Origin of the sequence: Mycobacterium angelicum, assembly GCF_002086155.1 — a bacterium.
Lineage (GTDB): Bacteria > Actinomycetota > Actinomycetes > Mycobacteriales > Mycobacteriaceae > Mycobacterium > Mycobacterium angelicum.
Map to the genome: position 1 here is coordinate 1 of NZ_MVHE01000077.1, position 21521 is coordinate 21521.

General features: G+C 66.8%; 16 protein-coding genes. 10 read left to right on the forward strand and 6 right to left on the reverse strand.

The features are described from left to right. The 3 genes from BST12_RS25455 to gabT form a co-directional block, all read right to left on the reverse strand. The coding region (locus tag BST12_RS25455) for a PE family protein (protein ID WP_139801926.1) at window positions 1-375 on the reverse strand (375 nt) is incomplete at its 3' end. A gap of 215 nt (window positions 376-590) precedes the next feature. Beyond that, window positions 591-4103, reverse strand: a complete 3513-nt coding sequence (gene car, locus BST12_RS25460) for a carboxylic acid reductase (RefSeq protein ID WP_083116009.1) — start codon at window positions 4101-4103, stop codon at window positions 591-593. Between the two features lie 141 nt (window positions 4104-4244). Beyond that, complete coding sequence (gene gabT, locus BST12_RS25465) at window positions 4245-5585, reverse strand: 4-aminobutyrate--2-oxoglutarate transaminase (protein ID WP_083116010.1); 1341 nt, start codon at window positions 5583-5585, stop codon at window positions 4245-4247. 150 nt (window positions 5586-5735) lie between these two features. Here gabT and yajC point away from each other — a divergent pair, with 150 nt between their 5' ends. The 6 genes from yajC to BST12_RS25495 all read left to right on the forward strand — a co-directional run bounded on the left by yajC (window position 5736) and on the right by BST12_RS25495 (window position 14168). Next, a complete protein-coding gene (gene yajC / locus BST12_RS25470) occupies window positions 5736-6134 on the forward strand; it encodes a preprotein translocase subunit YajC (RefSeq protein WP_083116017.1) in 399 nt (132 codons plus the stop codon). A gap of 71 nt (window positions 6135-6205) precedes the next feature. Continuing rightward, entirely contained in the window at window positions 6206-8050 is a 1845-nt protein-coding gene (gene secD, locus BST12_RS25475; protein ID WP_083116011.1) for a protein translocase subunit SecD, read from the forward strand. A gap of 4 nt (window positions 8051-8054) precedes the next feature. Then, a complete protein-coding gene (gene secF / locus BST12_RS25480) occupies window positions 8055-9377 on the forward strand; it encodes a protein translocase subunit SecF (protein ID WP_083116012.1) in 1323 nt (440 codons plus the stop codon). 50 nt (window positions 9378-9427) lie between these two features. Beyond that, on the forward strand, window positions 9428-11047 hold the full coding sequence (locus BST12_RS25485; protein WP_083116013.1) for an ABC transporter substrate-binding protein: 1620 nt from the start codon (window positions 9428-9430) through the stop codon (window positions 11045-11047). Window positions 11048-11090: 43 nt separating this feature from the next. Further along, the gene (locus BST12_RS25490; protein ID WP_083116018.1) at window positions 11091-11597 is read left to right on the forward strand and encodes an adenine phosphoribosyltransferase; all 507 of its coding nucleotides are present in this window, start codon (window positions 11091-11093) and stop codon (window positions 11595-11597) included. Window positions 11598-11861: 264 nt separating this feature from the next. Continuing rightward, entirely contained in the window at window positions 11862-14168 is a 2307-nt protein-coding gene (locus BST12_RS25495) for a RelA/SpoT family protein (protein ID WP_245850582.1), read from the forward strand. Between the two features lie 108 nt (window positions 14169-14276). Here the strand turns inward: BST12_RS25495 and BST12_RS25500 are convergent, their stop codons facing one another. Both BST12_RS25500 and BST12_RS25505 read right to left on the reverse strand, forming a co-directional pair. Next, window positions 14277-16028, reverse strand: coding sequence for a protein kinase domain-containing protein (locus tag BST12_RS25500; protein WP_264061741.1), 1752 nt, complete (start codon window positions 16026-16028; stop codon window positions 14277-14279). Between the two features lie 30 nt (window positions 16029-16058). After that, window positions 16059-16937, reverse strand: coding sequence for a peptidylprolyl isomerase (locus BST12_RS25505; RefSeq protein WP_083116021.1), 879 nt, complete (start codon window positions 16935-16937; stop codon window positions 16059-16061). Between the two features lie 75 nt (window positions 16938-17012). Here BST12_RS25505 and BST12_RS25510 point away from each other — a divergent pair, with 75 nt between their 5' ends. The 3 genes from BST12_RS25510 (at window position 17013) to BST12_RS25520 (ending at window position 20406) form a co-directional block, all read left to right on the forward strand. After that, complete coding sequence (locus BST12_RS25510; RefSeq protein WP_083116022.1) at window positions 17013-17687, forward strand: MBL fold metallo-hydrolase; 675 nt, start codon at window positions 17013-17015, stop codon at window positions 17685-17687. Further along, window positions 17684-18955 carry a histidine--tRNA ligase gene (hisS, locus tag BST12_RS25515; RefSeq protein WP_083116014.1) on the forward strand — a complete coding sequence of 424 codons (1272 nt, stop codon included), beginning with the start codon at window positions 17684-17686 and terminating at the stop codon, window positions 18953-18955. Before BST12_RS25510 ends, hisS begins: the two co-directional genes overlap by 4 nt. A 95-nt stretch (window positions 18956-19050) precedes the next feature. Further along, window positions 19051-20406 carry an HNH endonuclease signature motif containing protein gene (locus tag BST12_RS25520; protein ID WP_083116015.1) on the forward strand — a complete coding sequence of 452 codons (1356 nt, stop codon included), beginning with the start codon at window positions 19051-19053 and terminating at the stop codon, window positions 20404-20406. Here the strand turns inward: BST12_RS25520 and BST12_RS25525 are convergent. Beyond that, window positions 20367-20837: a lipocalin-like domain-containing protein gene (locus tag BST12_RS25525; protein ID WP_083116016.1), complete on the reverse strand. Its 471-nt coding sequence runs from the start codon at window positions 20835-20837 to the stop codon at window positions 20367-20369. The genes BST12_RS25520 and BST12_RS25525 overlap by 40 nt on opposite strands. A gap of 119 nt (window positions 20838-20956) precedes the next feature. On the opposite strand from BST12_RS25525, the gene BST12_RS25530 reads away from it, so the two are divergent. Then, the coding region (locus BST12_RS25530; protein ID WP_139801927.1) for a PE family protein at window positions 20957-21521 on the forward strand (565 nt) is incomplete at its 3' end.

Below are 21521 nucleotides of genomic sequence, written 5' to 3' on the forward strand. Positions count from 1 at the left end.
CATGGGCGTCGGCGCAGCGTTCATCATGCCGAGCACGTTGTCGACGATCACCGCCAGAATGTCGTTCTCGATGGTCTGCAGCGGCGAGACGTTCGCGGCCTCAGCCGCCGCATAAGCCCCGGCCCCCGCCTGCAGAGCTTGCACGAACTCCGCGTGAAACAGCGCCGTTCGCGCGCTGAGCGCCTGGAAGTCCTGCGCGTAGGAACCGAACAACTTCGTGATCGCCGCCGACACCTCATCGCCGGCCAGCGGGGCAATGCCCGTCGTCGGGGCCGCGGCCGTCGCGGCTGCCGCTCGCAGCGCCTCGCCGATCCCGCTCAAATCGCCCGTCGCGGCGGCCAATACCTCCGGTGCCGCGATCACAAATGACGACATGTGGCCCCCTTAATCTCCTGGCGATCTTGGCCTTTCGAGACTGCGTCGCAAACGCTACGCGCGTTGTGAACAATGTTGGAGCCAAATTGGGAAATTATTTGCGCAACGGCAACGATGCAACCGTATGGTGGCGGTCAACGAACACCGCGACGACGGCGAAACCAGTTGAATACCAACCGGTTTCGCCGTTGTTAAAGGGCTTAGGCGCAGGGGCCTTACAGCAAGCCGAGCAAGCGCAAGTCGCTGACGTACTTGGCGATGATGCGCGGCGAAACATGCGGAATGTCTTTGTCCGGGCCCACTTTCGCGTCCTGGACCGCGACGCGGAATCGATCTGTGGGTGCGATCGACCCACACACCGGCTTCTCCGGCTTCTGGTAGTTGTGCAGCAGCGGCAGCAGTGAGGCGTGGCGCTGGTGTTCGGGCAGCGCCCGCAGCGTGGTTTCGAATCGCTGCAGCCATTCGCCGTAGTCGGCGATCCGCTGTATCGGGTTGCCGGCTCCCTCGGTGGGGGAGATCAGCCAGTCGACGAACTCGTCCAACCCGATGCCGTCGTCATAGGGGTTCATCACGTGGAAGGTCTGGAACCCCGTGGACCCATCGCCACCCTTGGCGCCCAACGTAGCAACGGCCTCGGCGATGAACTCGACAGGCAGGCCGTCGTAGTGCGCCCGCTGCCGCTTGCCGTCGGCGTCCAGTTCGTAGAACGAACCGGGTGCGATGCCGGTGGCCACCAGGCTCAGCATCATCCGGGTGAACATGTCGGGCACGTTGAGCTGTCCCGCCCACGTCGTGTCGGCCAGGATCATGTCGCAGCGGAAGACCGTCACCGGCAAGCCACACAGATCGTGGGCCTCGCGCAGCAACACCTCACCGGCCCACTTGCTGTTCGCATAGCCGTTGGCGTAACCGTCGTCGATCTTGCGTGTCGCGCTGATCATCCGGATGTCCGCGTCCTCGGTGAACGCGCCGGGCTCGATCCCGCCGCCGACGGCGATCGTCGAGGTGTAGGTGAACGGCTTCTGCTTGCTGGTCAGTGCCAGCCGGATCAGCTCGGCGGTGCCCAGTGCGTTCGGTCCGAACAGCTGGCTGTACGGCAGCACGTGGTTGACCAGCGCCGCCGGGTCGACGATCACGTCGACGGTGTCGGCCAGCCGCTGCCAGGTCGCCCGGTCCAGACCGAGGTCGGCCTCACCCTTGTCGCCGGCAAGCACCTCGATGTGGTCGGCCAGCCCCTGGTAGTGGCGCAGCAGTTCGGGGTCGCCGCTGTCGAAGATGCGGTCCAGCCGGGCCCGCGCCTCGTCGTCGGACTTGGCCCGCACCAGGCAGATCACCTTGCCGTCGACCAGGTCCATCCGCTCCAGCCATTCGAGGGCAAGGTAGCGGCCCAGGAACCCGGTGGCACCGGTCAGCAGTACCGTCCGCACCTGCTCGGCCGGACCGGGCAGGCTCGGCGCAGCGGCCAGCGTCGCCGCGTCGATGAACTTGTCCAGGGTGAGGTCGCCGGCGTGCACCTCGGTCGCGTCCCGGCCATGCACCGACGCAAAGGTGGGCCGCTTGGCGCCGGGCTTGCGCTCAGCCTCGATGTAGCCGGCCAGCGCCTGCAGATCGTTTGCCGGGCTGACGATCACCCCGACCGGCACGTCGATACCGAAGATCTCGTGCAACAGGTTGGCGAACGACAACGCAGACAGCGAGTCGCCACCCAGGTCGGTGAAGTGGGCATCGGGCTGCAGGTCGGCCGCGGCAGTGCCGAGCAGGGCGCCCGCCGCGCGGCACAGCGTCGCCAGCACCGGCGCGTCGGAACCGCTTTGCCGCAGCGAGCGCAGCTCGTCGGTCTGGCTGTTGGCCAGATCGACGTAGAGCTGCTCCAGCCGCTCGCCGTAATACTTCTTGGCCTGCGGCCGGGCGAGTTTGCGGATGCCGGTGAGCAGACCGTTCTCCAGGGTCCACGGCGTGGTCTCGACGATGAAGTCGCGCGGGATCTCGTAGGACTGCAGGCCGGCCGCCTTGGCGACCTCGTGCAACGATTCGCTGAGCGCCGCCTTGAGTCCGTCCCCGAACCGCGCCAGCGCGTCTTCGGTCGGGACGATCACCGCCAGCAGGTAGGCGCGGGCGCTGTTGCCGTAGACGAAGATCTGCCGCACCAGCGGGCTGTCGCCGAAGACGGCCTCCAGCTTGGAGACGGTGACGAACTCACCCTGCGACAGCTTCAGCACGTTGTTGCGCCGGTCCAGGTAGATGAACTTCTCCGGGCCGACCTCGGCCATGACGTCGCCGGTCCGGTAGAAGCCGTCGGCGTCGAAGACGTCGGCGGTGACCTCCGGGCGTTTGTAGTAGCCCGGGAACAGGCTTTGCGTCTTGACCAGCAGCTCGCCCCGCGGATGGGGCTGATCGGTCAGGAAGTACCCCAGGTCGGGAACGTCGACCAGTTTGTAGTCGATCACCGAGGGACGCCGAATGTGGTCGTCGATCAAGACCATGCCCGCCTCGGTGGAGCCGTAGCCCTCGACTAGATGGATGTCGAGCAGGTCCTCGACCCAGACCTTCATCTCCGCCGAAATCGGCGCGGAACCGGTCAGTGCGGTGACGAACCGTCCGCCCAGCACGTCGTCGCGCACCTCGACCATGACCTGCCGTTCGACCTCGCCGCGATCGCTGCCGTCCAGCGTGCGACGGTCGACCTCGCTCTGGAACTCCTGGAACACCATGTCCCAGACACGTGGCACGAAGTTCAATTCGGTCGGCCGCACCAAGGCGAGGTCCTCGAACAAGGTGGACAGATCGCTGCGGGCCACGAAGTAGGCGGTGCCGCCGTTGGACAGCGTCCCGTAGAGCACCTGACGGCCCATGACGTGGCTCATCGGCATGAAGTTCAACGTGATCGACGGCTGCACGCTGGGTTCGAACCAGGCGCTCGACCTGCGCCAGAAGTTGGCGACCCGGTTCTCGGGGTACATGGCGCCCTTGGGCGCCCCGGTGCTGCCGGAGGTGTAGATCAGCAGCGCCAGCCGCTCATCAGACCGGTCGGGGGAGACGGCGGCCGGCAGGGCGGCGCCGCGTTCGATCACCTCGGCCAGCGTCTCGACGATCACGTCCGTGTCGGCCAACCGCGCACGGGCGGCATCGAGCGCTTCGCGCTGCACGTCAACCTCGGGGTGGTAGTCGAACACCACCAGCCGGGCCGGAACGTGACCGGTCAGGATCAGGTCGACGGCCTCGGTGAGGTTGTCGATGCTCGCCGCGATCATCGCCGGCTCGGTCTCGGTCACGATCGGCTGCAGCTGGGCGGACGCGGCGCTGGTCTGCAACGGCACGGACACCGCGGCGAGCTGGAGCAACGCCATGTCGATGGTGGTGTAGTCGACGCTGCTGAAGCCCACGATGCAGACCCGGTCACCGGCCTGCACGTCAGGAGTCAGCGCGCTGGCGACGGCGCTGATGCGGTTCCACAGCTCGCGATAGGTGACCGTCTCGTACTCCGGCAACAGCTGCAGCGCCGTGGCGCCGGTGGCGTCGGGCACGAAGCGGACGGCACGCTGGCCCAGTGCCGGCCGGTCGGCGTAGCCCTCCATGAGCGTGCGGATGATCTGGGGGAGCGCCAAACCGGGCTGGTCGATAGCCTTGGCGATCGCCTCGTCCGGCTTGGCGGCGGCGAACTGCTCGTCGTTGCGGTAAAGCTCCTCGATGCGGCGTGCAAGCCGCTCCTCACGGGTGGTGTTCGACATGGCAGATCCCTCGCAAATGACCTAAGTAAGAGTGAACGCGCAACGCTGCGCTGACGAATAGAACGTTAGCGAAAGTAATAATATTTGGGAAAGGGAAGCAGCTGTGAGATGCGTTACTGGCAGCTGCCCAACGGGGGCTGGTCAGAGGTCGGCGAGCAGCCCGACCAGCACATCAACCCCCTCGGTCAGTAGCTCGTCGCTGATCGTCAGCGGCGGCAGCAGCCGGATGATGTTGCCGAACATGCCACAGGTCAAGACGATGACACCGGCCGCGTGCGCCGCGGTGGCCAGCTTGTCGGTCAGTTTGGGGTCGGGGTCGGCGGTCCCGGATTTCACCAGCTCGATCGCGATCATCGCGCCGCGGCCCCGCACGTCGCCGATCCGGTCGTCGGTGGCCTGTAGCCGCAGCAACGGTTCGGTGATCAGTCGTTCCAGGTGCCGCGCCCGCTCGACCAACCCGTCGGCTTCGATGGTTTCGAAGGTGGCCAGCGCGGCCGCACAGGCAACGGGGTTGCCGCCGAACGTTCCGCCCAGGCCACCGGCGTGCGGTGCGTCCATGATCTCGGCGCGCCCGGTCACCGCCGAAAGCGGCAGACCGTCCGCGATGCCCTTGGCCGTGCAGATCAGGTCCGGCTCAATACCTTCGTGATCGCAGGCGAACATCTTTCCGGTGCGCGCGAACCCGGTTTGCACCTCGTCGGCGATGAACACCACGTCGTTGCGGTTGCACCACTCCAGCAGTGCAGGCAGGAAACCCTCGGCCGGAACGATGAACCCACCCTCGCCCTGGATCGGTTCGATGATGAGCCCGGCCAGGTTCTTGGCGCCGATTTGTTTGTCCATCAGGCTGATCGCCCGCGCCGCGGCCTTCTCGCCGTCGGTGGCCAGTTCCTTGTCGAGCAACCCGTCGCGGTACGGGTAGGACAGCGGCGCCCGGTATATCTCGGGCGCGAAGGGGCCGAAGCCGCTCTTGTAGGGCATGGACTTGGCGGTCAGCGCCATGGCCATATTGGTGCGGCCGTGATAGGCGTGGTCGAACGCGACGATGGCGGGCTTGCGGGTGTGGGACCGGGCGATCTTGACGGCGTTTTCGACGGCTTCGGCGCCGGAGTTGAACAGCACCGAACGCTTCTCGCCCGAGCCCGGGGTGATCCGGTTGAGATGTTCGGCGACGGCCACGTACTGCTCGTAGGGATTGACCATGAAGCAGGTGTGGGTGAATTCGTCCACCTGGGCGCGCACAGCCTCCACCACGCGGGGCGACGAGTTGCCGATCGTGGTGACCGCGATGCCGGATCCCAGGTCGATGAGCCGGTTGCCGTCGGCGTCTTCGACGATGCCGCCGCCGGCACGCACCACGAACACCGGCATGCTGACGGCTACCGCATGTGACACCGCGGCGGTCCGGCGCTTGTTCAATTCCAGCGATGCGGGGCCCGGAATTTCGGTGGCCAGGTGGCGACTCTGCTCGAGGCTGGCCACGGATCCTCCTTCCGCGCCGCGGCGGTCACGTCGCGGATAAAAGCCTAGCCGTTGGCGGCGACGGGCACGCAGCGCGGAGCCGGTCGGTTTGCGACCTGCGCGAATGGCAGACTGGACCGAGCCATACCGATCCGAAAGACAGGCGTGTTGATGGAGAGTTTCGTCTTGTTCCTGCCGTTCTTGCTCATCATGGGCGGCTTCATGTATTTCGCGTCTCGCCGCCAGCGGCGCGCGATGCAGGCGACGATCGATCTGCACGAGTCACTGCGGCCCGGTGACCGGGTGCACACCACCTCGGGTATGGAAGCCACCGTGGTCGCCCTGCACGAGGACACCGTCGAGCTCGAAATCGCCGACGGTGTGGTCACGACCTGGATGAAGCTTGCGGTGCGCGACCGGATCCTGCCTGACGATGATCTGGACGAGGATCTCGACGAGGATGTCGACGACGAAACCGATGTCGACGACGAAACCGATGCCGGCGACGAAGAGGTCGAAGGCATCGGCCAGGAGAGCCGCGTCGCGAAAGAGTCCGAACGCGACACGTAATCTTTTGGAGGCTTTCGCAACTCAGGGGCCCTGCGGGGGGCACGAATCGATTTCAAGGAGATATAAGGAACGTGGCATCGTCTTCGGCGCCGGTGCATCCTGCCCGCCACCTGTCGGTGTTCCTGCTCATGCTCATCGGGGTGTACCTGCTGGTGTTTCTCACCGGCGACAAGAAGGCCGCGCCCAAGCTGGGTATCGACCTGCAGGGCGGCACCCGCGTGACGCTGACCGCGCGTACCCCGGACGGCTCGCGCCCCAGTCGCGAAGCGCTGGCCCAGGCCCAGCAGATCATCAGCTCTCGGGTCAACGGCCTGGGAGTCTCCGGCTCCGAGGTGGTCGTGGACGGTGATCACCTGGTCATCACCGTTCCCGGAAACGACGGTAACGAGGCCCGCAACCTGGGGCAGACGGCGCGCCTCTACATCCGGCCGGTGATCAACTCGCTGCCGGCCCAGGCCGCACCGCCGCCCGAAGCCAAGCCGCCGGCCGGAGCGCCGCCCGGCGGCGCGCCGCCGTCCGGCGCCCCGGGCGGTGAACCCGCGCCGCCACCCGGCCAACCGGCGCCCGCCCAGCCCGCACCCGCCCAGCCGGCGCCTGCGCAACCGGCGCCTGCCCAACCGGCGCCCGGCAGGCCCAGTGCGCAGCCGCGGCCCTACCCGCAGGACCCGGCGCCGTCACCCAGCCCTGCTCCGGCTCCGGCTCCGGCCCCTGCTCCGGCGCCCAGCACCGGTGCCCCGCCGCCGACGGATGCGCCGCCCACCGAGCAGCCCGCGCCGGCCGACCCGCGCAAAGATCTCGCCGAGCGCATCGCGCAGGAGAAGAAGTGGCGGCAAAGCACCAGCCAGTACATCCAGATGGTGGCTCTGCAGTTTGAGGCCACCCGCTGCGACAAAGAGGACATCCTGGCCGGCAACGACGACCCGAAGCTGCCGCTGGTGACCTGCTCGACCGACCACAAGACCGCCTACCTGCTGGCACCGTCCATCATCAGTGGTGACCAGATTGCAAATGCCACCTCGGGCATGGACCAGCGCAACCTCGGTTACATCGTCGACCTGCAGTTCAAGAGCGCGGCGGCCAACGTCTGGGCGGACTACACCGCGGCACACGTCGGCACCCAGACGGCGTTCACCCTGGACTCGCAGGTCGTCAGCGCACCGGTGATCAACGAAGCCATTCCCGGCGGACGGACCCAGATCAGCGGCGGCGACCCGCCGTTCAGCGCGGCAAGCGCACGCCAGCTGGCCAACGTCCTGAAGTATGGGTCGCTGCCGTTGTCCTTCGAGGCGTCGGAAGCCCAAACCGTTTCGGCCACACTGGGTTTGACGTCGCTGCGGGCCGGCCTAATGGCCGGTGCGATAGGCCTGGCTCTGGTGCTGGTGTATTCGCTGCTGTACTACCGGGTGCTGGGGCTGCTCACGGCGTTGTCGCTAGTCGCTTCTGGCGCAATGGTTTTCGCGATCCTGGTATTGCTGGGCCGATACATCAATTACACCCTGGACCTGGCCGGCATCGCGGGTCTGATCATCGGTATCGGTACCACCGCGGACTCGTTCGTGGTGTTCTTCGAACGCATCAAAGACGAGATCCGTGAAGGCCGTACATTCCGTTCGGCGGTGCCGCGGGGTTGGGTGCGAGCCCGCAAGACGATCGTGTCGGGCAATGCGGTCACCTTCCTGGCGGCCGCGGTGCTGTACTTCCTGGCGATCGGTCAGGTGAAGGGATTCGCCTTCACCCTGGGCCTGACCACCATCCTCGACCTGGTCGTGGTGTTCCTGGTGACCTGGCCGCTGGTGTACCAGGCCTCCAAGTCGTCGAGACTGGCCAAACCGGCCTACAACGGCCTTGGGGCAGTGCAGCAGGTCGCACGTGAACGCCGCGCCGTGAGTCGGGCTGGCAAGACGGGACGGGGATAACGCAATGGCGGCTAAATCCAAAACCGGCAAAGACACCGAAACGGTCGAACTGACCGAATCCGACACGGAGCTGACCGACAGCAACACCGACACCCGCGCCGGCGCTGCGACCAGACAGCCGCAGCACAGCTTCCTGTCGCGGCTCTACACCGGCACGGGCGCATTCGAAGTGGTGGGCCGGCGCAAGCTGTGGTTCGGCATCAGTGGCGCGATCATGGCAATCGCGATTCTTTCCATCATCATTCGCGGCTTCACCTTCGGGATCGACTTCAAGGGCGGCACCACGGTGTCGATGCCGGCCCAGGGCGGGGCCAGCAGGGTAGAAGTCCACCAGGTCGAAGAGGTGTTCTCCAAGACTCTGGGCAAGAGTCCGGAATCGGTTGTCGCAGTAGGAAAGGGCTCCTCGGCGACGGTGCAGATCCGCTCGGAAACGTTGTCCAACGAGCAGACGGAGAAACTGCGCAACGCCCTGTTCGACACGTTCCAGCCCAAGGGCGACAACGGCAAGCCCAGCAAGTCGGCGATCAGCGACGCGGCGGTATCGGAGACCTGGGGCGGTCAGATCACCAAAAAGGCCGTGATCGCGCTAGTGGTGTTCCTGGCGCTGGTCGCCGTCTACATCACCATGCGCTACGAGCGGTACATGACCATTTCCGCCCTGGCGGCCATGGTCTTCGACATCACGGTTACCGCCGGGGTGTATTCACTGGTGGGCTTCGAAGTAACGCCGGCCACCGTCATCGGTCTACTGACCATTCTGGGCTTCTCGATCTATGACACCGTCATCGTGTTCGACAAGGTCGAGGAGAACACCAACGGCTTCCAGCACACGACCCGGCGCACCTTCGCCGAGGAAGCCAATCTGGCGGTCAACCAGACGTTCATGCGCTCGATCAACACCAGCCTGATTTCGGTTCTGCCGGTACTGGCGTTGATGGTGGTCGCGGTGTGGCTGCTGGGCGTGGGCACGCTGAAGGACCTGGCGCTGGTGCAGCTGATCGGCATCATCGTCGGCACCTACTCATCGATCTTCTTCGCCACTCCGCTGTTGGTGACCATGCGCGAGCGCACCGAATTGGTGCGCACCCACACCCGCCGGGTGCTCAAGCGGCGCGCCGCGGGTTCGTCGGCCGGCTCGGCGGCCAAGGAGGACGCCGGCAAGGCGGAGCCGGAGGAAGCCACCGAGGCGCCCCGGGTTCCCACCGAGGCCTCCGCGAAGGAGACGGCCGAGCCGGCGACGACGAACAAGCCGGCGCCGGGAGCGCGGCCGGTGCGCCCCACCGGCACTCGCCGCCCAACCGGCAAACGAAACGTCGGCAAGCGGTAGTCGCGGTGGCCACCTGGTGTCGCTCGCGCAGAGCCCTCGTGGTCATAGGCATGGCGGGGTCGCTGGCGGCCTCCATGCTGACCGCGTGCTCCGGTAGCGCCGCGACACAGATCGACTACGTGGTCGATGGCGCGCTGTCCACCTACAACGCCAACACCGTCATCGGGGCCGCATCCGCCGGAGCTCAGGCATTCGCCCGCACGCTCACCGGATTCGGCTATCACGGGCCCGACGGGCAGGTGGTCGCCGACCACGACTTCGGCACCATCTCGGTAGTGGGCGGGTCGCCGCTGGTGCTCGACTATCAAATCGCCGACAACGCCGTCTATTCCGACGGCAAACCGGTGACGTGCGACGACCTGGTGCTGGCCTGGGCGGCCCAATCCGGGCGGTTTCCCGGCTTCGACGCTGCCACCCAGGCCGGCTATATCGACATCGCCAACATCGAGTGCACTCCGGGGCAGAAGAAGGCCCGTGTGTCCTTCATCCCCGACCGCAGCGTTGTCGACTACACCCAGCTGTTCACCGCGACGTCGCTGATGCCGTCGCACGTCATCGCCGACACCATGGGCCTCGACATCACGGCCGCGCTGCTGGGCAACAAGGGGCCGGTGGTGGAACAGATTGCGCGACTGTGGAATACGACGTGGGACCTCAAACCGGGACTGAAGCCGGACGAACTTCTGAAACGCTTCCCGTCGTCCGGTCCGTACCGCATCGACTCGGTCCTCAACGGCGGTGCGGTGGTACTCGTCGCCAATGACCGGTGGTGGGGCGCGCGGGCGATCACCAAGCGGGTCACGGTGTGGCCGCAGGGTCCCGATATCCAGGATCGGGTCAACAACCGCAAGGTCGACGTGGTGGACGTCGCGGCCGGTTCGTCGGGGGCGCTGGCCACCCCGGACAACTATCAGCGCAATGATTCGGCCGCGGCGGGGATCGAGCAGCTGATCTTCGCACCGCGCGGACCGTTGGCCGACGTCCGCAACCGGCGCGCGGTGGCGCTCTGCACGCCGCGGGACGCGATCGCCAAGGACGCGGGCGTGCCGATCGCCAATTCCCGGCTGAGCCCGGCCACCGAGGACGCCGTCGCCGCGGCCGACGGTGCCACCGAATCCGGTCAGTTCAACCGGGGCGATCCCGTGGCCGCCCGCGATGCGCTCGGGGGTGCGCCGCTGACCGTGCGGGTCGGGTATCGGGGTCCCAACGCTCGGCTGGCGGCGACCATCGGGGCTATCGCTAAGTCGTGTGCCCCCGCGGGAATCACGGTTACGGGTGTGACATTGGACACCTCGGGGCCCCAGGCGATCAGGGACGGCAAGATCGATGTGCTGCTGGCCAGCACGGGCGGAGCCACCGGCAGCGGATCCACCGGATCGTCGGCCATGGACGCATATGACCTGCACAGCGGCAACGGAAACAACTTGTCGGGCTACTCGAACCCGCAGGTCGACGGAATTATCAGCGCCCTGGCGGTTTCCGCCGATCCCGCCGAGCGTGTCCGGTTGCTAGCCGAAGGCGCACCGGTACTGTGGGGTGAAATGCCGACGTTGCCGCTCTACCGGCAGCAACGAACGTTGCTGATGTCGAAGAAGATGTACGCGGTGAGCAGGAACCCGACTCGTTGGGGAGCGGGTTGGAACATGGACCGATGGGCCTTGATGCAGTGAGGACGCAGTGACATCTGTGCGGGGGGACGCCCCGGTGGGCGACATGATCATGTCGTTGACCCGCGATGTCGTCGACTTCCCCAAGCCCGGCATCCAGTTCAAGGACCTCACCCCGTTATTCGCCGACCCTGCGGCGATGAACACCGTGATCGACGCGCTGGTCGACGTGGCGGGCGGCGCTGATCTGGTCGCCGGCATCGACTCGCGGGGTTTGCTGGTCGGGGCGGCCATCGCCGCGCGGCTCGGCGTCGGGATGCTGGCCATTCGCAAGAGCGGCAAGCTGCCCCCGCCGGTGCTCAGCGAGGACTACGACATGGAGTACGGCTCGGCCACCATGGAGATTCCGGCCGGCATCGCCGAGTTGCGTGGCCGCACCGCCCTGATCGTCGACGACGTGCTGGCCACCGGCGGCACGCTGGGCGCGGCGAGCCGGCTGCTCAAACGTGCCGGCGTCAGCGTGACCGGGGCGGCGGTGGTCATGGAATTCACCGCGCTGGGCGGCCGCGAGGCGATTGCGCCACTGCCGGTGCACAGCTTGAGTCAAGTGTGAGCTGACGGTTTCGAGTGTGCTCGTGCGGCGGCCTCGCCGCCGCTCGGCCGCCCTGGATACACGCTCAACGCCGCCAGTGCACATTCGATCCGGGCTTACCGCCAGCCTCAGGAGATATCCTCAAGACCGGAGGTGACGACCGTGGCGGATGATCAGGGCACAACGCAAGCTGTCGCGCCACCACCTGCCGAAGCCGTGCCCGCTCCTGCGGCCGAAGCCGCTCCCGCGCCCGCTCCCGCTCCTGCGGCCGGACCCGCCGAGCCGCTGGTCGAGGCGGCACCCGAGCCGCCGGTAGAGACCCTCAAGACCACCAGCAGCGCCTCGCGTCGGGTCCGGGCCCGGCTGGCCCGCCGGATGACCGCGCGCAGCGGTGCCATCAACCCGGTGCTCGAGCCGCTGGTGGCCGTGCACCGGGAAATCTATCCAAAAGCAGACCTTTCGCTGCTGCAGCGGGCCTACGAGGTTGCCGATCAGCGGCACGCCACCCAGTTCCGGCACTCCGGTGATCCCTACATCACCCACCCGCTGGCGGTTGCCAACATTCTGGCCGAACTGGGCATGGACACCACCACTTTGGTGGCTGCCCTGCTGCACGACACCGTCGAGGACACCGGCTACACGCTCGAGGCGTTATCCGAGGAATTCGGCGAAGAGGTGGGCCACCTCGTCGACGGCGTGACCAAGCTGGACCGTGTCGTGCTGGGCAGCGCCGCCGAGGGCGAGACCATCCGCAAGATGATCACCGCGATGGCCCGCGACCCACGCGTACTGGTGATCAAGGTGGCCGATCGGCTGCACAACATGCGCACCATGCGGTTCCTGCCGCCGGAGAAGCAGGCGCGCAAGGCCCGCGAGACGCTGGAAGTCATTGCGCCCCTTGCCCATCGGCTGGGTATGGCCAGCGTCAAGTGGGAGCTGGAAGACCTGTCGTTCGCGATCCTGCATCCCAAGAAATACGAGGAGATCGTCCGGCTGGTCGCCGGCCGGGCACCGTCGCGGGACACCTATCTGGCCAAGGTGCGCGCCGAAATCGTTGCCACCCTTAACAGTTCGAAGATCAAGGCGACGGTGGAGGGTCGGCCCAAGCACTACTGGTCGATCTATCAGAAGATGATCGTCAAGGGCCGCGACTTCGACGACATTCACGACCTGGTCGGCATCCGCATCCTGTGCGACGAGATCCGGGACTGCTATGCCGCTGTCGGCGTGGTGCATTCGCTGTGGCAGCCCATGGCGGGGCGATTCAAGGACTACATCGCCCAGCCCAGATACGGTGTGTACCAATCGCTGCACACCACGGTCATCGGTTCCGAAGGCAAACCGCTGGAGGTGCAGATCCGCACCCGCGACATGCACCGCACCGCCGAATACGGTATCGCCGCACACTGGCGCTATAAGGAAGCCAAGGGCCGCAACGGAGTTCTGCATCCGCACGCCGCCGCCGAGATCGACGACATGGCGTGGATGCGTCAGCTGCTCGACTGGCAGCGGGAGGCTGCCGACCCCGGCGAATTCCTGGAGTCGCTGCGTTACGACCTTGCGGTGCAAGAGATTTTCGTGTTCACCCCCAAAGGCGACGTGATCACCCTGCCGGCCGGGTCGACGCCGGTGGACTTCGCCTACGCGGTGCACACCGAGGTCGGCCACCGTTGCATCGGCGCCAGGGTCAACGGACGGCTGGTGGCGCTGGAACGCAAACTCGACAACGGCGAAGTCGTCGAGGTTTTCACGTCCAAGGCGCTCAATGCCGGCCCGTCGCGGGACTGGCAGCAGTTCGTGGTGTCGCCGCGCGCCAAGACCAAGATCCGCCAGTGGTTCGCCAAAGAGCGGCGTGAGGAAGCCCTCGAGGCCGGCAAGGACGTCATGGCCCGCGAAGTGCGTCGCGGTGGACTTCCGTTGCAGCGCTTGGTAAATGGTGAGTCGATGGCGGCGGTGGCCCGCGAATTGCACTACACCGACGTCTCGGCGCTCTACACCGCGATCGGTGAGGGACACGTATCGGCCCGCCATGTCGTGCAGCGGCTGCTCGCTGAGCTGGGCGGCATCGACCAGGCCGAAGAGGAACTCGCCGAGCGCTCGACGCCGGCGACCATGCCGCGGCGCCCGCGCACTACCGAAGACGTCGGCGTCTCGGTCCCAGGGGCGCCGGGAGTGCTGACCAAGCTGGCCAAGTGCTGCACGCCGGTGCCCGGTGACCAGATCATGGGGTTCGTCACCCGCGGTGGCGGCGTCAGCGTGCACCGCACCGACTGCACCAACGCGGCGTCACTGCAACAGCAGGCCGAACGCATCATCGAGGTGCTGTGGGCGCCGTCGCCGTCGTCGGTGTTTTTGGTGGCGATCCAGGTCGAGGCGCTGGATAGGCACCGGCTGCTCTCTGACGTGACGCGCGCCCTGGCCGACGAGAAGGTCAACATTCTGTCCGCATCGGTCACCACATCGGGCGACCGGGTGGCCATCAGCCGGTTCACCTTCGAAATGGGCGACCCCAAACATCTGGGCCACCTGCTCAACGTGGTGCGCAACGTCGAGGGCGTCTACGACGTGTACCGGGTGACTTCTGCGGCGTAGCTCCGGGCTTCGAGTGTGCGCCTAGGGAGCCCAGTGTGTGGCTATGGCGCCAATCCGGCGATTTTCGCGCCGTAACGACACACTCGAAGCCCCACCCGCACGGCCGGGCTAGTCGAGCCGCACCGACGTGATGGTCACGCCCATGACGGGGGTGCCGTCGTCGCCGCCACCCACGACGCCGCCCTTGGCGACTTTGTCGAGGATTCCCAGGCCCGTGTCGTCGATGGTGCCGAACACGGTGTACTCCGGCGGGAGCTGAGAGTCGTCGTACACCAGGAAGAACTGGCTGCCGTTGGTGTCTGGTCCGGCGTTGGCCATCGCCAGGGTTCCGCGCGGGTACAAGACCGGCTCGCTCAACGCGGGGTCACCGGTCGCGTACTGATCGGTGGGGTACTCGTTGGCGAATTGATAACCGGGGCCGCCCGTTCCATCGCTCCTGGGGTCGCCACACTGCAGCACGCTCAGTGCCGGGGACGAGGTCAGCCGGTGGCAATGGGTGTCGTCGAAGAACCCTTGCTGGGCCAGGCTGACGAAGCTGTTCACCGTGCACGGCGACTTGCCGTTGGCCAGTTGCAGGGCGATGTCGCCGCGGTTGGTGACCATCGTGACGCCGACGTCGGCGGGCTCGGTCGGCACCTTGCCGGCTCGCGGCGGCTTGGCCGGTTTGGCGGCCGACTCGCGGGTCGGTGGGTACTGGCAGTTGGCGCCCAGGTTCGCCGGAGCCGCGAACGCCGGCAAGGGCGGCACGCTCGGCATGGCGTCGGTGGCCGTGGTGGCGGTCGGTTCCCTCGTTTCGGCGGTGCTGGTGCGGGCACTCGTCGCGGTGTTGGCCGCGTGCTTGTCTTGGCCGGTGGTGATGACGGCGACGATGGCCGCCGTCACGATCAGCACCAAGCCGACGGCCGCGAACGCGGCGAAGAACACCCACCGGCTATGCCCACCGGCGGCCACGGGCTCGGTTCGGGCCGCCGCCGGCGTCGGGGTGGGTAGCGCTGCGGCCTGGGTTTGGACTTCGGCCAACGGAGGCGGGTCGGTCGTTGTGGCGTTGCCCAGCGCCGCCCTGGCGGCTTCGGCGAGCTCCATGACCGTCTGGTAGCGGGCTCTGGGGTCCTTTGCCAGCCCGCGGGCGATCACCGCGTCGAAGGCCGGCGGCACATCGGGCGCCAGCGCCGACGGCCGGGGCGGCGCGCTGTTGAGGTGCCCGCTGATCTGCTCCTCGAAACTGTCGCCGGGGAAGGGGCGGCGTCCGGTCAGGCACTCGTGCAGCACGCACGCCAGCGCGTACACGTCGGCGCGGGGATCGGTTGTGCCGCTGAACCTTTCGGGTGCCATGTAGGCCATCGTGCCCATTGTGTGGCCGGTGTTGGTCAGCTTGGTGTCGGTGGTGGCCCGCGCGATCCCGAAGTCGATCAGATAGACGAAATCCCTTGCGGCTGCGACCAATATGTTCGACGGCTTGACGTCACGATGCACCAGCCCGGCGCGGTGGGCGCTGTCCAGGGCGCCCGCGACCTGTTCGATCACCGCGACCGCGCGCCCCGGGTGCAGCCGCCCGCCGTTCTCGGCGATATAGCCGACCAAATCCCGGCCCTCGATCAGCCGCATGTCCACATACAGTTGGCCGTCGATCTCGCCGTAACCGTGGATGGGCACCACGTGCGGATCGTTGAGGCCGGCCGCGGTGCGCGCTTCGCGCCGGAATCGCTGCTGATACTCGTGGTCGTCCGCCGAATGCGGCGGAAGCACTTTGATGGCGACGATGCGGTCGGTGGCAGTGTCGTAGGCACGGAAGACCTGTCCCATGCCGCCGCGGCCCAGCAAGCCCAGCAGTTTGTATCGCCCGAACGAGCTTTCGGCCACCCCGGTTCCTCCCCGTATCGCGGCTCGGAGTTAGTCCAGCATCACCGACTTGATGATCGTCTCGGCGGCCGGCGGGCCGTCGTCTCCGCCACCGGCGACTCCGGCCTGGGCGATCTTGTCCAGTGTCGCCAGCCCGTCGGCCTGAATGGTGCCGAACACCGTGTATTCCGGCGGCAGCTGTGAATCGCGGTAGACCAGGAAGAACTGGCTGCTGTTGGTGTTGGGCCCGGCATTGGCCATGGCCAGCGTGCCGCGCGGATAGACGACGGGCTCGCGCAGCTTGGGGTCGTCGGGCGGGTACTGGTCGGTCGGGTACTCGTTGGCGAACTGGTATCCCGGCCCACCGGTGCCGTCACCCTTGGGGTCGCCACACTGCAGCACGGACAGGGTGGGGGAGGTGGTCAGCCGGTGGCATTTGGTGTCGTTGAAGAAGCCTTGCTGGGCCAGGCTGGCGAAACTGTTTACCGTGCAAGGAGATTCGTTGTTGGCCAGCATGAGGCCGACCTTGCCCTGGCTGGTCACCATGCTGGCGCTCACCTGAGCCGGGTCGGTAGGAACCTTGCCGGTCCGCGGCGGCTTGACCGGCTTGACGGCCTTGTCCGGCGACGGCGGGTACTGGCAGTTGGCGCCCACATTCGCCGACGGCTGAAACGGCGGCAACGGCGCTGCGCCCGGATTTTGCGGGCTGCTCGCGGCGGCCGAGCTGGTCGGCGATGCCGAGGGCTTGTTCTTGTGGTCGTCCTTGTTGGTCACCACGGTGATCACGACCGCGGCGACCACGGCCACCGCCGCGACCGTGCCGCCGATGATCAACAAGAGGCGCCGCCTCTTGGCCTGCTTGGCGCGGCGCTCCAGCTGCCGCTCGAGTTTGCGCTTGGCTGTAGCACGTCGCTGAGCATTGGTCGGCACGGCGGATATCTTTCCATAGCCGTTCCCAGCCGCCCGGTGCACCGAGCCGGGTGGGCGGCTGGGAAACTGGGAACCGTGTTGATCACCGGATTTCCCGCCGGATTGCTGGCCTGCAATTGTTACGTGCTGGCCGAGCGGCCGGCCAGCGATGCCATCATCGTGGACCCGGGCCAGCGTGCGATGGGCCAGCTACAGCGCATTTTGGACAAGCACCGGCTCACCCCGGCCGCCGTGCTGATCACCCACGGCCACATCGACCACATGTGGTCGGCCCAGAAGGTCTCCGACACCTTCGGCTGCCCCACCTACATCCATCCCGAGGACCGGTTCATGCTCAAAGACCCGATCTACGGCATGGGGCCGCGGATGGCACAGCTGGTCGCGGGCGCGTTCTTCCGCGAGCCCAAACAGGTGGTCGAACTGGACCGCGACGGCGACAAGATCGACCTCGGCGGCATCTCGGTGAACGTCGACCACACGCCCGGGCACACCCGCGGGTCGGTGTGCTTCCGGATCCTGCAGGCCGCTGAGAACGACGCCGACGTGGTGTTCTCCGGTGACACGTTGTTCGAGCGGTCCATCGGCCGCTCCGACCTGTTCGGCGGCAGCGGGCGCGACCTGTTCCGCTCGATCGTCAACAAACTGTTGGTGCTCGACGACAAGACCGTGGTACTACCCGGGCATGGCAACGCCACCACGATCGGCGCCGAACGTCGCTTCAACCCGTTCCTCGAGGGTCTGAGCCGGTGACCGAATTCTCCTCGTTTTCCGGGCCCAAGGGCGTACCCGACTACATTCCGCCGGACTCGGCGCAGTTCGTCGCGGTGCGCTCCGGGTTGCTCGATGCGGCCCGCCGGGCGGGTTACGGCTACATCGAGTTGCCGATCTTCGAAGACACCGCCCTGTTCGCGCGTGGCGTCGGTGAATCCACCGACGTGGTGTCCAAGGAGATGTACACCTTCGCCGACCGCGGCGACCGCTCGGTCACGCTGCGACCGGAGGGCACCGCCGGGGTGGTTCGCGCGGTGATCGAACACGGCCTGGACCGCGGCGCGTTGCCGGTCAAACTCGCCTATGCCGGCCCGTTCTTCCGGTACGAGCGCCCCCAGGCCGGGCGGTATCGCCAGCTGCAGCAGGTTGGTGTGGAGGCGATCGGCGCCGACGACCCGGCGCTGGACGCCGAGGTGATTGCGGTGGCCGACAATGGGTTTCGGTCTCTCGGACTCGAGGGTTTCCGGCTGGAGATCACCTCGCTGGGCGACGACAGCTGTCGGCCGCAGTACCGGGAACTGTTGCAGGAGTTCTTGTTTGGGCTCCCGCTGGACGAGGAAACCCGGCGGCGCGCGGAGATCAATCCGCTGCGGGTGCTTGACGACAAGCGCCCCGAGGTGCGTGCTATGACGACCGAGGCGCCGGTGCTGCTCGATCATCTGTCCGATAGCGCCAAGCAACACTTCGACACGGTGCTGGCCCATCTGGGCGCCCTCGGGGTGCCGTATGTGATCAACCCGCGCATGGTGCGCGGGCTGGATTACTACACCAAGACGACGTTCGAGTTCGTGCACGACGGCCTGGGCGCGCAATCGGGTATCGGCGGTGGCGGGCGTTACGACGGCCTGATGCACCAGCTCGGCGGACAAGACTTGTCCGGCATCGGTTTTGGGCTCGGGGTGGACCGGACGTTGCTGGCCCTGCGCGCCGAGGGCAAGAGCGTGGGGGAGGTGTCGCGCTGTGAGGTGTTCGGCGTCCCGTTGAGCGAGGCGGCCAAGCTGCGGCTGGCGGTGCTGGCCGCGCAGTTGCGGGCCGCTGGCGTCCGGGTGGATTTGGCCTACGGCGATCGTGGGCTCAAGGGCGCGATGCGCGCGGCCGATCGGTCCGGAGCGCGGTTGGCGCTGGTCGCCGGAGATCGTGACCTCGAGTCCGGCACGGTCGGGTTGAAGGATCTCGTGTCCGGGGAGCAGGTGTCAGTGTCGCTGGATTCGGTTGTCGGTGAGGTGCTTTCGCGGATGAGCCGGTAACCGCGACGCGCCTCGACTGAAATCCCTTGCGTAACTTGCGTTTCTTCGGTCTCAGGGTAGGCGTTTTGTCGGTAGGCCTTCGTATTGTTCGGGGCATGGGTTCGAGTACGCGTGAGGAGATCGTCGAGGTCGTCGACGCGCTCGACTATGCGCTGGATCGGTTGTGCGGGTTGACGTTCGATGTGTTGACCACACCGGAGCGGTTGCGGGCGCTGGAGCGTCTGGAACGGGTGGCGCGCCGGCTGCCGGTGCCTGGGCATACGTTGATCAACCAGATCGGCGCGCAATCCTGCGAGGAAGAACTCGGCGGCACGTTGCGGGTGGCGCTGGCCGACCGATTGCACATCACCCGGGCCGAGGCCGGCCGGCGGATCGCCGAGGCGACGGATCTGGGTGAGCGCCGCGCCTTGACGGGTGAGCCGCTGGGGCCGCTGTTGACCGCGACCGCCCAAGCCCAGCGCGACGGGCTGATCGGCGAGGGGCATGTGAAGGTGATCCGGGACTTTCTGCGTGAGCTGCCCGCCGCGATCGATCTGGGTACCCGCGCGGCCGCCGAAACCCAGCTGGCCCAGCTGGCCACCAGCCGGCGCCCCGACGACCTGGCCGGGCTGGCCAAACAGCTGATGGATTGGCTTAACCCCGACGGCAACTACTCCGACGAGGACCGTGCCCGCAAACGCGGGCTCAGTTTGGGTAAGCAGGAACACGACGGCATGTCGCGCCTGAGCGGCTATGTGGATCCTGAGCTGCGAGCCACCCTGGAAGCCGTCGAAGCCAAACTGGCCGCACCGGGAATGTGTAACCGCGACGACGAAACCCCGGTGGTCGACGGGCAAGCGGCGCCGGAGGCGGCGCGCCACGACCTGCGTTCCAAAGCCCAGCGCTTCCACGACGGGTTGCTCGCCGGGCTGCGGGCGCTGTTGATGTCCGGAAAGTTGGGTCAGCACAACGGCTTACCGGCCTCGATAATCGTCACCACCAGGCTCAAAGATTTGGAAGCCGCGGCCGGGCGCGGTCTCACCGGTGGGGGCACCATCCTGCCCATGAGTGACGTGATCCGCCTGGGCCGCCAGGCCAACCACTATTTGGCGGTTTTCGATGACGGGCGACCCCTGGCGCTGTATCACACGAAACGTCTGGCCTCACCAGCACAGCGAATTGTCTTGTACGCCAAGGAACGTGGCTGCACCGCGCCGGGCTGCGAGGTAAAGGGGTACTACTGCGAGGTGCACCATTGCAGCCCGTATGCGCAGTGCCGCACCACCGATGTCAACGAGCTCACCTTCGCCTGCGGCGGACATCACCCGCTGGCCGAAAAGGGCTGGACCACAAGGAAAGATTCCCACGGCGACACCGAATGGATCCCGCCGCCCCACCTTGACCACGGCCAGCCCAGGACCAACAGCTTCCATCACCCAGAGAAGCTGCTGGCCGACGAAGACGACCCATGAGTGGCTGTCGTAACACCCGGCTCATGCGCCATGGCTTGGTGCGCGGTCGCGCGCTCCCACGCCAAGGTCGCTCGTATCGTCATGTCTCCGACAGGCACCTCAGCGATTAGGGTCAGCCGGTCGTCGTCGAGGGTGCTGTCACGCAATTGCGTCGTACCGATCCAGGTGGGCAGTAGCGAGACCGTCACGTCGTGATAGACGGCACCCGTCGCCTCGTCGACCCGATAGGGGCCGGCATAGGCGAGGTAGTCGTTCGCGGCTATCTGGGACCGATCAGGCCGCATAAGTTGCGCAGACATGTACCCGTCGGCGGTGTAGATGATCAGCCCCCGTGCGTTCGCGCCCAGCGGGTACAGGACTGGACCGCCTTGATCGTCTTGCGCCGCATAGGAAATCAACCGCCAGGTGCCCACTATCTCGTTGCTCAACATCAGAACCAGAACTTTCGCTCGTATGTGAATATTTCTTCGAAACCGCTTGACTGAAGCTTACCTCGTGACTGACAATTTCTTCAGTTGAATCTGCGACAGAGCTGTCGAAAGGAAACGTCATGTCGTATTTGCTGGTAGCACCGGACGTGGTGGGCTCGGCGGCGGGTGAGTTGACCAATATCGGCTCCGCGATCAGCAGCGCCAACGCGGCGGCCGCGGACGCGACGACGCGGCTGCTCGCGGCCGGCGCCGATGAGGTGTCGGCGGCGATCTCGGCGCTGTTCAGTTCGCATGCGCAGGACTATCAGTCGCTGAGCGCGCAAGTGGCGGCGGCCCAAAGCCGGTTTGTCGCCGCCGTGGCGGCGGGAGCGCAGTCATACAGCAGTGCAGAGGCCGCCGGCGCGTCTCCATTACAGCTCCTGGAACAGCAGGCGCTGGCAGTGGTCAACGCGCCCACCACGGCGCTGATCGGTCGCCCGCTGATCGGTAACGGCGTCGACGCTCCGGCTGGCTCCGGACTGCCGGGCGGACCGGGAGGCTTGTTGTACGGCAACGGCGGCCACGGTGGGTCCGGCGCGATCGGAAAGGCCGGTGGGGCCGGCGGGGACGCGGGGTTGTGGGGTAGCGGCGGCGCCGGCGGAACCGGTGGCACGGGCGCGGGCGGCGGCGCGGGCGGGTCAGGCG

Coding starts and splice junctions, on each gene's coding strand:
- car (WP_083116009.1), bottom strand. CDS start 4,103: ATGTCGAACACCACCCGTGAGGAGCGGCTTGCACGCCGCATCGAGGAG.
- yajC (WP_083116017.1), top strand. CDS start 5,736: ATGGAGAGTTTCGTCTTGTTCCTGCCGTTCTTGCTCATCATGGGCGGC.
- secF (WP_083116012.1), top strand. CDS start 8,055: ATGGCGGCTAAATCCAAAACCGGCAAAGACACCGAAACGGTCGAACTG.
- BST12_RS25485 (WP_083116013.1), top strand. CDS start 9,428: ATGGCGGGGTCGCTGGCGGCCTCCATGCTGACCGCGTGCTCCGGTAGC.
- BST12_RS25490 (WP_083116018.1), top strand. CDS start 11,091: ATGATCATGTCGTTGACCCGCGATGTCGTCGACTTCCCCAAGCCCGGC.
- BST12_RS25520 (WP_083116015.1), top strand. CDS start 19,051: ATGGGTTCGAGTACGCGTGAGGAGATCGTCGAGGTCGTCGACGCGCTC.
- BST12_RS25525 (WP_083116016.1), bottom strand. CDS start 20,837: ATGTTGAGCAACGAGATAGTGGGCACCTGGCGGTTGATTTCCTATGCG.